This is a genomic window from Mycobacterium sp., assembly GCF_025933915.1.
In the GTDB taxonomy this organism is placed as follows: domain Bacteria; phylum Actinomycetota; class Actinomycetes; order Mycobacteriales; family Mycobacteriaceae; genus Mycobacterium.
This window is the reverse complement of record NZ_JAICZA010000020.1, coordinates 1-10,798: the sequence shown is the minus strand read 5'-3', so window position 1 is coordinate 10,798 and position 10,798 is coordinate 1. Positions and strand designations below refer to the sequence as shown.

At 68.9% G+C, this 10,798-nt stretch carries 11 protein-coding genes; 7 read left to right on the top strand and 4 right to left on the bottom strand.

Annotated features, from left to right (window positions below):
* Positions 1–31: 31 nt before the first annotated feature.
* Positions 32–616, top strand: a complete 585-nt coding sequence (locus Q0W90_RS05150) for a MarR family transcriptional regulator (RefSeq protein WP_297593493.1) — start codon at positions 32–34, stop codon at positions 614–616.
* A gap of 18 nt (positions 617–634) precedes the next feature.
* Here Q0W90_RS05150 and fni read toward each other — a convergent pair whose 3' ends face one another.
* The gene (gene fni, locus Q0W90_RS05145) at positions 635–1,681 is read right to left on the bottom strand and encodes a type 2 isopentenyl-diphosphate Delta-isomerase (protein WP_297593491.1); all 1,047 of its coding nucleotides are present in this window, start codon (positions 1,679–1,681) and stop codon (positions 635–637) included.
* 120 nt (positions 1,682–1,801) lie between these two features.
* On the opposite strand from fni, the gene Q0W90_RS05140 reads away from it, so the two are divergent.
* Genes Q0W90_RS05140 through Q0W90_RS05125 form a run of 4 tightly spaced genes read left to right on the top strand, consistent with a single transcriptional unit; the run spans position 1,802 to position 5,923 of the window.
* Positions 1,802–3,910, top strand: a complete 2,109-nt coding sequence (locus Q0W90_RS05140; protein WP_297698132.1) for an MMPL family transporter — start codon at positions 1,802–1,804, stop codon at positions 3,908–3,910.
* Entirely contained in the window at positions 3,907–4,386 is a 480-nt protein-coding gene (locus Q0W90_RS05135) for a TspO/MBR family protein (RefSeq protein WP_297593487.1), read from the top strand. The genes Q0W90_RS05140 and Q0W90_RS05135 overlap by 4 nt, the downstream gene beginning before the upstream one ends.
* Before the next feature lie 12 nt (positions 4,387–4,398).
* On the top strand, positions 4,399–5,727 hold the full coding sequence (locus tag Q0W90_RS05130) for a deoxyribodipyrimidine photo-lyase (RefSeq protein WP_297593485.1): 1,329 nt from the start codon (positions 4,399–4,401) through the stop codon (positions 5,725–5,727).
* 46 nt (positions 5,728–5,773) lie between these two features.
* Positions 5,774–5,923, top strand: a complete 150-nt coding sequence (locus Q0W90_RS05125) for a hypothetical protein (protein WP_297593483.1) — start codon at positions 5,774–5,776, stop codon at positions 5,921–5,923.
* On the opposite strand, the gene Q0W90_RS05120 is transcribed toward Q0W90_RS05125, so the two are convergent.
* The gene (locus Q0W90_RS05120) at positions 5,920–6,657 is read right to left on the bottom strand and encodes an acetyltransferase (protein ID WP_297593481.1); all 738 of its coding nucleotides are present in this window, start codon (positions 6,655–6,657) and stop codon (positions 5,920–5,922) included. The genes Q0W90_RS05125 and Q0W90_RS05120 overlap by 4 nt on opposite strands.
* A 274-nt stretch (positions 6,658–6,931) precedes the next feature.
* On the opposite strand from Q0W90_RS05120, the gene Q0W90_RS05115 reads away from it, so the two are divergent.
* Entirely contained in the window at positions 6,932–8,209 is a 1,278-nt protein-coding gene (locus Q0W90_RS05115) for a PQQ-binding-like beta-propeller repeat protein (RefSeq protein ID WP_297698159.1), read from the top strand.
* An 18-nt stretch (positions 8,210–8,227) separates the two neighbouring features.
* The gene (locus Q0W90_RS05110; RefSeq protein WP_297773474.1) at positions 8,228–8,617 is read left to right on the top strand and encodes a DUF6264 family protein; all 390 of its coding nucleotides are present in this window, start codon (positions 8,228–8,230) and stop codon (positions 8,615–8,617) included.
* A gap of 60 nt (positions 8,618–8,677) precedes the next feature.
* Here the strand turns inward: Q0W90_RS05110 and Q0W90_RS05105 are convergent, their stop codons facing one another.
* A complete protein-coding gene (locus tag Q0W90_RS05105; protein ID WP_297593479.1) occupies positions 8,678–9,361 on the bottom strand; it encodes an esterase in 684 nt (227 codons plus the stop codon).
* A 72-nt stretch (positions 9,362–9,433) separates the two neighbouring features.
* Positions 9,434–10,633 carry a class I SAM-dependent methyltransferase gene (locus Q0W90_RS05100; protein WP_297773498.1) on the bottom strand — a complete coding sequence of 400 codons (1,200 nt, stop codon included), beginning with the start codon at positions 10,631–10,633 and terminating at the stop codon, positions 9,434–9,436.
* Positions 10,634–10,798: the final 165 nt, after the last annotated feature.

The following is a 10,798-nucleotide window of genomic DNA, read 5'->3' as shown; positions in this document are numbered from 1 at the left end:
GTCGGCGTATCTGGCAAGAAGGATGCGGGTAGTGACCAAGCGCGCCGCCGCTGATCGGCGAATGGATCGAGCCGAACTCGAGAAGTTGATGTCGGCCGACATGCGCGCGATCACCGCGCAATCCGACCGCATCGGCCGCCACTTCGCTCGCCAAAACGACGTCAGCGGCACCGACTTTCACGCCCTCCTGCACATCATGGTCGCCGAGACCGCCGGGACGCCGTTGACCCCGGCTCAATTGCGTCGGCGTATGGACGTTTCACCGGCCGCGATCACCTATCTGGTGGACCGCATGATCGAGGCGGGCCACGTCCGGCGCGAACCCGATCCGCAGGATCGCCGCAAGACGCTGCTTCGCTATGAGAAACCGGGGATGGCGCTGGCTCGTTCGTTTTTCACACCCCTTGGCGCAGAGCTGCGCACCGCCCTGACCGACCTGCCCGACCGCGACTTGACGGCGGCCCACCGAGTCTTCGTGGCGATGATCGAGGCGATGGCCACGTTCGAATCCCGGCTCACCGCAACAACTCCCAAGACGATTTCGGCCACCGAGAGTAAACGCACCGCGGCAAAAAGCCGACGCAGTGCGGGAACGGCGAGCCGTCAGCCGAGATGACGGCCACGTCGCGCGAAACTACGGCACGGGGACGAGGTCGACGTCGCGCAGACCTGCAAGGCTTGCGGCGCCACAGCCGTGCAAACAGACCCGAAGCTCGTCGATGAACGGCTGCAGCCAATCCACCACGGCGGCGGTCGATTCGATCGCGGGCGGCAGCAGCGGCCGGGCCACCGCCACGACATCGGCGCCCAGTGCGATCGCCTTGGCCGCATCCATCCCGGTGCGAATGCCACCGGAAGCCACCAACGGGATCTGGGGTAGCACCTCGCGCACCTCCACGACCGCACGCGCGGTGGGGATTCCCCAGTCGGCCAGGTCCGGATAACGCAATTCGCCGTAGCGCACGAACTGTTCGACCCGCGACCACGACGTGCCGCCGGCACCCGCCACGTCGATTCCGGCAACCGGAGGTTTACCATCGGCCCCAAGTAGCTCCGCGGCAGCAGCGCGACCGATCCCGTGGCCGACCTCTTTGAGCAACACCGGATAGCCGATGGCGTCGGCCGCCTCTCGCAGCCGGACCAGCGAACCGGAGAAGTCGGTGTCGCCGTCGTGTTGCATCGCTTCCTGTAGCGGATTGGTATGCACGGCCAGCGCATCCGCACCCACCCGGTCGAGGGCCTTCGCCAGGTCCGGTACGGCCGTCTTCGCCAGTTGAGACAGACCGATGTTGCCGAACAGCAAGACATCTGGCGCGGCATCGCGAACCGTGAAGCTGTCCGCGGCGCGCTCCCCCAGCGCATCGTCCAGCATGATGCGCTGCGAGCCGAGCATCATGCCGACGCCCAGCTGTTGAGCGGCTGCGGCCAAATTCCGGTTGATCGTCCCGGACAACTCGGCGCCTCCGGTCATCGCGCCGATGAGTATCGGATACCGCAGGTTGACGCCGAAAAACGTGGTGGACAAGTCGATGTCACCCAGGCTCGTCTGAGTGAGGGCGTTATACGGCAATTGGTAGCGGTCCAGGCCGGTGGTGACACCGTCGTAGCCGACCGGCTCGCCGAGACAGACATCGATGTGCCGCCGTTTACGGTTCTTCATCGCGCCCCGGTCGGCGGTCATCGCCGGTAAGCCCTCGCGTACATAATGTCCATAGTGCCCCTATGCGCATCGCCGGCGCGACCACGTGGCGATGCGTCATTTCAATTGATTGATGTTTAACAAACTGAAAGGCTTGTGTTCGTGGTGTGGGAACCCTTGGCCAGCGCGGTGACCGGTCGGCGCTCGTGGCTGCTCGCACTGGTCACGGTGCTGCTGGGCATCGGCTTCGTGGTGCTCATCGGCGGGAACGCCGCGGCAGGTCAGCCGCCGCAACCGCTTCCGAACGACTCCGACTCGGCACAGGTGAACACGCTCGCCCGACAGTTTCCCGGCGGTGACCGCGCCCCGCTGATCGTGGTGGTCAGCCGCGCCGATGGTGCGGTGCTCGGCCCTTCCGACATCGGCGCCGCACAAGCGGCCCGCGATCGGGCACTGGCCGCCGCGCCACCCGGCGCGAATGCCGATGCCGCGCCGATCCTGCCGTCGAAGGACGGAATGGCCGTCCTGGGCGTCGTGCCGATCAGCGCCGACCTGTCGGGGCTCGCCCTCGGCGACACGGTCACCGCACTGCGCACGGCCGCGGCGGCGGGCCTGCCTGCGGATCTGCGGGTTCACGTCACCGGCGGCCCGGCGTTCGGCGCCGACATTGCCGGCGCCTTCACCAACGCCAACATCACCCTGCTGGCGGTGACGACGTCGGTGGTGGCGCTGCTGCTGATCGCCACCTACCGGTCCCCGGTGCTGTGGCTGGCCCCGTTGTTGGTCGTCGGATTCGCCGATCGGGTCGCCGCGGCGGTCGGCACGGCGGTGGCGTCGTTGACCGGGTTGAGCTTTGACGGCGCCACGTCCGGGATCACCAGCGTGCTGGTGTTCGGGGCGGGCACCAACTACGCGCTGTTGTTGATCTCTCGGTATCGCCAAGAGCTTCGGCGCCATTCCGGGCACCGCACCGCCCTGCGTCACGCCGTGCGCAGGGCAGGGCCGGCCATCGTCGCCAGCAACGCCACCGTGGTGCTGGCGCTGCTCACGCTGCTGTTCGCCGCCACCCCGAGCACGCGCAGCCTGGGCGCGCTGGCGGCGTGCGGCCTCGTGGTCGCCGCGGTTTCGGTGCTGGTGATCCTGCCGCCGTTGCTCGCCGCGTGCGGCCGGCGGTTGTTTTGGCCGTTCATTCCGCACGCCGGGGACGACGCCACCCTGGATTCCGGCGCCTGGCATCGGGTCGCGGAACGGGTGGTGCGCCGCCCCGCGCTGGTCGCGGTGGTCGCGATCGCGGTCCTGGGAGCCCTGGGCGCCGGCTTGTGGGGAACCCGGATCGGGTTGTCGCAGACCGAGCAGTTTCGCGTGCACGCGGATTCGGTGACCGGTTACGACGTTGTGGCCGAGCACTTTCCGGCCGGTTTGGCCAACCCGACGCTGGTCGTCGCCCCCACCGCCCACGCTTCGTCCGTACAGCGGGCAATCGGGGCCACTCCCGGCGTTGCCTCGGTGACCGAGTCCGGCCGATCGGCATCGGGGCTGACGAAGTGGTCGGTGGTGATCGACGCACCGCCGTCATCCAATCAGGCGTTCGGCATCGTTGCCGCACTGCGGGATTCGACACGGGACGCCGGCCCCAACGCGCTGGTGGGCGGCGCCGACGCGCAGGCCCTAGACATTCGGGATGCGGCCACGCATGACCGCGTGCTGCTGATCCCGGTGATCCTGGCGGTCATCCTGGTCGTCCTCGCCGTGTTGCTGCGATCCGCCCTTGCGCCACCGACCCTGCTGGCCGCAACGATCCTGGGCGCGCTGGCCGCACTGGGCATGGGCGGCTGGGCCAGTATCCACGTCTTCGGCTTTCCGGCGCTGGACAACACCACCCCGCTGTTCGCGTTCCTGTTCTTGGCCGCCCTCGGAGTGGACTACACCATCTTTCTGGTCACCCGCGCCCGCGAGGAGGCCGCGCGGGGCGGCGCCCGCGATGGGATGGTGCGCGCCGTCTCGGCGACCGGCGGTGTCATCACTAGCGCGGGAATCGTTTTGGCCGCCGTGTTCTGCGTGCTCGGGGTGCTGCCGTTGATCGTCCTGACCCAGTTGGGGATCATCGTCGGCCTAGGCATCCTGCTCGACACCTTCGTGGTGCGCACGCTGGTCATCCCGGCATTGTTCGCCCTCATCGGCGACCGGATCTGGTGGCCCGACAGCCCTTCCCACACCGAACCCGTTGAGCAACAAGCGGATCAGGCCCGACGAGAACGGAGCACACCGTGAACAAGTCGATATTGGGCGGAACCGCCCTGGCCGTCGCCGCGGCCGCCGGCGCAGGCAGCGTCGCCAGCGCCGACGCCGCCTCGCGGTGGTATTCACGGCTTCGCAAGCCCGCATACCAGCCGCCCCGCGCCGCCTTTCCCACCGTGTGGACGACGCTCTACGTGGACATCGCGGCCACGTCGGCGGTGGCCATCGACCGGTTGCGCACAACCGGGCGGCAGGACAAGGCGCGTAGCTACGCCGCGGCGCTGGCGGTGAATCTGCTCCTCAACGCCGGGTGGAGTTGGCTTTTCTTTCGGCACCACAAGCTCGGCGCGGCCGCGGTCGGCGCCGCGGCGCTGACGGCCAGCAGCGCCGACCTGGTCAGACGCACCGCCGAGGCCACCCCGCGGGGCGGGCTGGCGTTACTGCCCTATGCGCTGTGGTGCGGCTTTGCGACCGTCCTGTCCACCCACATCTGGCGGCTCAACCGTTAGGGCGGTCGAATAATGCCCGCGCTGTTGTGGTTTCGCCGCGATCTGCGGTTGCGCGATCACCCGGCGCTGGTCGCCGCGGCCGAGTCCGACGAGGTGCTCGCCTGCTTTGTGCTCGATCCGCGGTTGGAAAGCTCGTCGGGACAGCGCCGGCTGCAGTTCCTGGGTGACTCACTGCGGCGAGTACGCGACGACCTGGACGGCAGGCTGCTCGTCGTCCGCGGGCAGCCCGACACACAAATCCCCCGCATCGCCAAGGAGATCGGCGCGTCGTCGGTGCACATCTCCGAAGACTTCGCACCGTTCGGCAAGCGCCGGGACGCACGGGTGCGGGCCGCATTGGGCGCGGTCCCGCTGGTGGCGACGGGTTCGCCGTATCTCGTCTCGCCCGGACGCGTCACCAAGCCGGACGGCTCGCCGTACAAGGTGTTCACACCGTTTTTGCGGCAGTGGCACAAAACCGGCTGGCGGGCACCGGCGAAATCGAGCGCCACGTCCACGCGCTGGCTGGATCCGGCGCGCCTGCGGGTCGAGCACTGCGAAATCCCCGATCCCGGTGTCCCGCTCGATGTCGGCGCCGGCGAGGCGGCGGCGCGCACACAGTGGAAGTCCTTCGTCGACAACGGATTGAGAAGCTACGGCGAGGACCGCAACAGGCCCGATCTCCCAGGCACCAGCCGGATGTCGGCGCACCTGAAATTCGGCACCATCCACCCCCGCACCCTGGTTGCCGACCTGGACCTGCGCGGCGGCGGAGCACAAGCATACCTGCGGGAGTTGGCTTTTCGCGATTTCTACGCCGATGTGCTGCACCACTGGCCTGCGAGCGCGTGGCGCAACTGGAACGGCGATTTCGACGGAATCCGGACCGACTCCGGCGCCGAGGCCCAGCGCCGCTTCGAGGCGTGGAAGGCCGGCGAAACCGGCTTTCCCATCGTCGACGCCGGGATGCGCCAGCTGCGCGAGACCGGATTCATGCATAACCGGGTGCGGATGATCGTCGCGTCGTTTCTGGTCAAGGACCTTCATCTGCCATGGCAGTGGGGCGCCGAATGGTTCCTGGACCAGCTCGTGGACGGGGACATGGCGAACAACCAGCATGGTTGGCAGTGGTGCGCGGGCTGCGGCACCGATGCCGCACCGTACTTCCGTGTGTTCAACCCCATGACACAGGGCGAAAAGTTCGACCCCACAGGCGATTACATCCGCCGTTGGGTGCCCGAGCTGCGCTCCCTCGATGACGCGCACCTACGCAAGGGCCAGCGGCCGCACGGTTACCCGCAGCCCATCGTCGACCACGCCGCCGAACGGGCCGAAGCGCTGCGGCGTTATCAAAGCATCTGAGCTGACAGGTTACCGATGTGACACGAGTGGCGATATCGGGCTCGTAATGCTGAAAGGCGTCGTGGGCGCGACGCTTCGGTGTCAGCCCACCGACCGCGGCGAAGAGTGCGGCGTGCTGGTGACCGTCACGAAATTCGATGCGGGCGACGTCGATTTCCATGCCAAGGTCGACGAGCGTCCGCAACCAAATAGCTAGCGGGAGGCCTTTTTACGTTCGATGTCGGCCAGGGCGGCGGCCAGTTCGGCGCGCTGCGCGGACGAGCTCTCCCAGGCGAGCTGGCGGTTCTTGACCACCTTGGCCGGCGCCCCGACCGCGATCGAGTAGTCGGGAATCACACCGCGGACCACCGCATGCGATCCCAGCACGCAGCCGCGTCCGACGGACGTGCCGCGCAGCACCGACACCTTGACGCCCACCCAGGTGTCCGGACCGATCCGCACCGGGGACTTGACGATGCCCTGGTCCTTGATCGGCAAGTTGATGTCGTCCATGCGGTGGTCGAAATCGCAGACGTAGCACCAATCGGCCATCAACACCGAATCGCCGAGCTCGATGTCGAGATAGGCGTTGACGACGTTGTCGCGACCCAGCACCACCTTGTCGCCGAAGCGCAGCGAGCCCTCGTGCGCCCGAATGGTGTTCTTGTCGCCGATGTGGACCCAGCGACCGATCTCGAGCTGCGCGAGCTCGGGCGTGGCGTGGATCTCCACGTCCTTGCCGAGAAACACCATCCCGCGGGTGATGATGTGCGGGTTGGCCAGCTTGAACTTCAGCAGCCGCCAGTAGCGCACCAGATACCAGGGGGTGTACGCGCGGTTGCGCAGCACCCATTTCAGCGAGGCCAGCGTGAGGAACTTGGCCTGGCGCGGGTCGCGCAGGTTCGATCCACGCCAGCGGCGATGGACCGGGGCGCCCCACATGCTCGTCATGGCCGGAAAGCCTAACTCGGCGACGATGCGCGCCGACACGGCGGGCTGAGGAGCCGGGCAATCCAACCCGGCCGGCGACGATGCGCGCCGGCACGGCGGGCTGAGGAGCCGGGCAATCGGATGCGCACGGATCGTCACGGGTTACCCTCACCTGTACTCAATCGCCGCTCATGGCGCACGGCCGGGTCACCCCGGGCGGATCGCGTTGGAAGAAGGATTTGGGAACCAGGTGCTGGCCGGACATCTCCCGCGTGGGCTTCGGCGTTGCTCATCTGTGCTGCTGGCGGCGGTGCTCACGGCCGGGGTCACCGCGTGTGGCAGCACCGACTCGTGGGTCGACGCGTCGGCCGCGCAAGGGTGGCCGGCGCAGTACGCCGACGCCGCCAACAGCAGCTACACCACCACCGGCGGGGCCGCCAAGCTGTCGTTGCAGTGGACCCGGTCGGTCAAGGGAAGTCTGGGGGCCGGACCGGCGCTGAGTGCGCGCGGCTATCTGGCACTCAACGCCCAAACGTCGGCGGGGTGCTCGCTGATGGAGTGGGAAAACAACAACAACGGGCGGCAGCGCTGGTGCGTGCGGCTGTTCCAGGGCGGCGGCTTCGGCGGTCCCCTGCTCGACGGTTTCGACAACCTGTACGTCGGCCAGCCCGGAGCGTTCCTGTCTTACCCGATAACCCAGTGGACGCGGTGGCGCCAGCCGGTGATCGGCATGCCCACGACGCCGCGGTTCCTGGGGAATGGCGAGTTGCTCGTCGCCACGCACCTGGGGCAGGTGCTGGTTTTCGACGCCCATCGCGGCCAGGTGGTGAGCAGCCCACTCGACCTGGTGGACGGTGTCGATCCCACCGATGCGATGCGCGGGCTGGCCGATTGCGCACCGGCCCGCCAGGGCTGCCCGGTGGCGGCGGCCCCCGCCTTCTCGGCGGCCGACGGGATGGCGGTGCTCGGCGTCTGGCAGCCGGGGGCTCCGGCCGCGGTTCTGGTGGGGCTGAAGTACCACCCGGGGCAGAGCCCGCTGCTGACCAAGGAGTGGACCAGCGACGCCGTCGGCGCCGGTGTGATCGCCAGCCCGGTGCTGTCGGCCGACGGGTCGACCGTCTACGTCAACGGCCGCGACCAACGCCTGTGGGCACTGCGCGCCGGGGACGCGAAGGTGAAGTGGTCGGCGCCGCTGGGATTCCTGGCGCAGACTCCCCCCGCCATCACGCCGCAGGGGCTGATCGTGTCGGGCGGTGGGCCCGACACCCGGCTGGTCGCGTTCAAGGACGCCGGTGACCACGCCGATCAGGTGTGGCGCCGCGACGACCTCGTCCCCCTGTCGTCCTCGAGCCTGGCCGGCGCCGGCGTCGGCTACACGGTGGTCGGCGGGCCGCCGGCCAATGGCGCGCCCGGGATGTCGGTGCTGGTCTTCGATCCGGGTGACGGCCACACGCTGAACAGCTATCCGCTGCCGGCGGCCACCGGCTACCCCCTGGGGCTCGCGGTCGGCACCGACCGCCGGGTGGTGACCGCAACCAGCGACGGCCAGGTCTACGGTTTCGCGCCGGCGTGACCGGGACATACTCCTGAAGTGCCGATCGACGACCCCACAGCGCAGGACACCGCGACCATCAGCACGGCGGGGGGCCGCCGCAGCAGCACGGCCGACATCGTGGCGACACTCGTCTTGCTGGTCATCCACGGAGGCCTGTTCGGTGCGACCTTCGTCGTACTGGGCCTGCTCGTGATGAGCACCGACTCGTGCGGCTATCGGAAGTGCGGCGATCCCGCCTGGATCGACCGGGCCATGAACGTGGGCACCTGGGGCGGGGCCGCCGTCTTGGTCGTCGACGTGGTGGTCGCCGTGTATCTGCTGGTGCGCAAGAGAAGGGCCTTCTTCGTCCCGATCATCGGTTGTGTTGCGCAAGTGGCGTTGGCGGCCGCGGCGGCGGCGATGGAGTTGCGGGCCGGGCCGGTCTGAGCCCTTATCCCGATGGTGGCGACCCGCTGCGCCCGGCTACGCCGCGCTTGCGATCGCCGCTTAGATGGCCAGCGGCGGGATGGCGTTGCGTGGTACCTGCGCCTGGGCCGGCCCGCCGAACGCCGGCAGCAGCTCGCCGGGGGCGAAGTAGAAGATCAGCTGGTCATCGGTGATGGCGAAGTTCTGATAGTGCGAGGGGTCATGGCCCGTGGACGGCAAAATCGCGGCGCCCAAGGGGGTTTGGCGTTCCAGGTCGCGCTGGACGATCGGGAAGATGGCGTCCAGCGGAGTCGTGCCCGGGGGAAACAGGTTGTCGAAGGTGATGGGCTGCTTGGCTCCGAGGTTGTAGTTGAACGCCTTGTACCAGATCGACGAACGCGTACCCCCGACGTCCTGGAAGAACTTGAGCACGACGCTGCGGGTGTTGTGTGGCGGCTGGCCGGCGCTGTGCTGGTCGGTGGTGGCCTCTAATTGGTAGGGCTGGTCGCGTCCCCCGGAACTCTGCGCGACGTTGACGAAGCCGTCCCGGTTTTGGGTGATGTAGTCGGTCAGCGCTTGCTGGTCCGGGTAGTCGGTGGGAAACGTCATGTTGAGCATGTAGTTGGTCCCGGTGGCGTGCACGCGACACATCTGACCGGCCTCGACGGTGCCGCCCAAGCCGGCGCACGACGGTGGCGCGGCCGCGGCCGGCCAACCCAACAACGCCGCCGGTACCAGCAGCGCAGCGGCTATCAGATAACGCATCGTGGAATTGTCCTCGCAAACTGACCGGGGCGGGGGTGACCGGAAAAGTAACCGCCGCCAGCGTACCCGGCGCTATCTGGAGGGTCGGCAAACGAACGCCATCGCACGAGCGCACGACCGCGCGCCGATGCGGGTGATGACCACCGACAGCGGTCGACCGCCCCGCAGCCGCATCCGTTTCCGCAGCGCGTCGGGGTCCACCCGCACGCCGCGGACCAAAACCTCCAGCGACGCGCAGTCCAGCGCCGACAACGCCTGCCGAAGCCGTCGTTCATCGAAGACCAGCTGCTCGAGCACCTCGAAACCCCGCACCGCGGCCGGTAGCCGATCGCCCGAGAGGTAGGCGATGTCGGGATCGAGCTGCCACAGGCCGTGCCGCGCGCCGTAGTGGCGCACCAGCCCGGCCCGGACCACGGCGCCGTCGGGGTCGACGATCCACCGCCCCACCGGCCGGACCGGGCAGTCATCCGGGTCGGCGTCGGTGAGCTGCTCGCCGCGATCGAGGACGTTCGCCCGCCGGGTGACCCCGGGCTGCGCCAATCCCGCCGACCACAGGCATGCTTCCCGCACCGAACCCCGATAGGACGTCACCTCGATTTCTCCGTCGAGCCCGAGGCGGCGCACCTCATCGAAATCGATTCCCGGAGCGCACTTTACGGCGAAATCCCGGCCCCGGTAGGTGTCGAGCAACGCGGCCAGACCGGGCTGATAGTCATCGGTGCGCAGGCGCCGGCGGCCCTCAACACGGCGCGCCGGATCGGCGACGACCACGGCATCGCGGGTGACCGGATGCAGCGCGTCGGCGCGACAGAGCCCGGCCGGCCCCACGTTGTGGCGAGCCATGGCCAGCCGCACGGGATCGAGGTCGCTGCCCACGGCCGTGATCCCGCGGGCGCGCAGCGCGGCCAGCTCGGTGCCGATCGAACAGGTCACGTCGTGCACGACGACGTTCGGGCCGCCCGGGCCCTCGGCCAGCCGCGCGGCCCGGTGCAACGCCACCGGCGCCGCGGTGGCCTGCTGCAGCGCCTCGTCGGTGAACAGCCAGTCCGACACCGTGAACCCCGGGCCCAGCCCGCTCAGTTTTTCCACGGCGCGGCGGCGCAGCAGCACCGTTTCCACCAGCACCGCCGCCCTGTCACCGAATTGGGCGCGGGCGGCGGCGACGTCGGCGATCCGGGTGGCGTCGGTCAGCGCGAGATCGGCGACCGCCGCCAGCGCCGCGGCGCCCGCTTCCGACCGCAGGAACCCGACGTCGTTCACGCTGAACCTGATTGCCCGGCTCCTCCTCACGCCGCTGCGCGGCCTGCATCGTCGCCACGCTGAACCTGATTGCCCGGCTCCTCCTCACGCCGCTGCGCGGCCTGCATCGTCGCCACGCTGAACCTGATTGCCCGGCTCCTCCTCACGCCGCTGCGCGGCCTGCATCGTCGCCACGCT

Excerpts from the sequence above, each read along its gene's own strand:
- fni (WP_297593491.1), bottom strand. The coding sequence starts at position 1,681 with ATGACCGCCGACCGGGGCGCGATGAAGAACCGTAAACGGCGGCACATC.
- Q0W90_RS05130 (WP_297593485.1), top strand. The coding sequence starts at position 4,399 with ATGCCCGCGCTGTTGTGGTTTCGCCGCGATCTGCGGTTGCGCGATCAC.
- Q0W90_RS05125 (WP_297593483.1), top strand. The coding sequence starts at position 5,774 with ATGCTGAAAGGCGTCGTGGGCGCGACGCTTCGGTGTCAGCCCACCGAC.
- Q0W90_RS05120 (WP_297593481.1), bottom strand. The coding sequence starts at position 6,657 with ATGACGAGCATGTGGGGCGCCCCGGTCCATCGCCGCTGGCGTGGATCG.
- Q0W90_RS05105 (WP_297593479.1), bottom strand. The coding sequence starts at position 9,361 with ATGCGTTATCTGATAGCCGCTGCGCTGCTGGTACCGGCGGCGTTGTTG.